Source organism: Methylobacterium oxalidis (assembly GCF_007992195.1).
Classification (GTDB): Bacteria; Pseudomonadota; Alphaproteobacteria; order Rhizobiales; family Beijerinckiaceae; genus Methylobacterium; species Methylobacterium oxalidis.
In genome coordinates this window covers 1-1,005 of record NZ_BJZU01000306.1, presented here as the reverse complement: position 1 = coordinate 1,005, position 1,005 = coordinate 1, and the positions used below count along the sequence as shown (strand labels likewise).

2 protein-coding genes are annotated in these 1,005 nt (G+C 62.6%); both read right to left on the bottom strand.

Annotated elements, in window-relative coordinates; genetic code table 11:
• The coding region (locus MOX02_RS30725; RefSeq protein WP_147029530.1) for a hypothetical protein at positions 1 to 310 on the bottom strand (310 nt) is incomplete at its 3' end.
• 153 nt (positions 311 to 463) lie between these two features.
• Positions 464 to 748 (bottom strand): hypothetical protein, encoded by a 285-nt coding sequence (locus MOX02_RS30720; RefSeq protein WP_147029529.1) that lies wholly within the window; start codon positions 746 to 748, stop codon positions 464 to 466.
• Positions 749 to 1,005: the final 257 nt, after the last annotated feature.

The window sequence follows — 1,005 nt, the reverse complement described above, 5'->3', positions numbered from 1 at the left end:
GGCCGTGCTTCATCTGGTCCGCCGAGAGGCCGGTGCATTTCGCCCCGCTGAGCATCAGGGCGCCGCAGTGGTCCGCGCGCATCGTGCCAGCGGTCGGGTGCACCCCAAACAGGTCCGTGACGCTCCACCCGAATTCCAGCGCCTCGGCGCCGAATCGGTCGAGGAAGTCGAGGGCGTTGTCGTACATCGGCAGCCAGGCCGTCTGCGACAGGCCGGGGCAGGGCGGGCTCGACGGCTTGAGCCGCGAGAAGGCATCACGCCACGCCTGGACCTGCGACGGGACGAGCTGAAGGGCTGGGGAGGCGGACATCGGACCGGCGGCTGAGGGATGGGCGCCGGGCTTACGGGGGAGGGAGAGCGAGTCGCTAGGGCAGGGCGGTCACAGCAACGATTGGCAACCTATTCTGAACCGCTCTCACGCAGATCGGAGAGGAGGCGGGCAACGTCTGACAGGGCGTTGTTCTCAGGCGTTGGGCGAGTCCTTGGCCTCCGGCCGCACAAGATGCGCAATGGCTGTCAGGATCTCTGTGGCCGTCATGGCGCCCGAATGGGTCAGGTACTGGCTACGGATCTGATGTAGGCGCGCTTCGGGCGAATTCGAATCGTCCCAGTCCTCGATTTCCGCCACGGCCGTGCGAGCCCACTCTGCCGAGCTTGTCCACCCTTTCTCCTCCGCAAGCCGCCCATAGTTGCGAAGGCGCTCAATCTTCCCCTTGAGCTCCGGGTCAACCCAACCCTGAACAGCCATCTCACATCTTCTCCTCAGAGCCCTGTCTGGTACCAACGAGGTATCACGGTCTGATGCTCCGAAATTAGAAGTGCTTGGCCAATCATCGGCCCACACTCAGGGCGTCGAAGCGACGATATCGGCTGCAGAACATATGTGCATTCGCCGATTTTCACGCTCACGCTCGCACGCGTTTCGGCCTAGAGAAATGCACACACCTGCTATTGAAATCGTTGAGCTTTCTGCCCGCGGCAAATAACTTTTAATCTGTGGGTCCT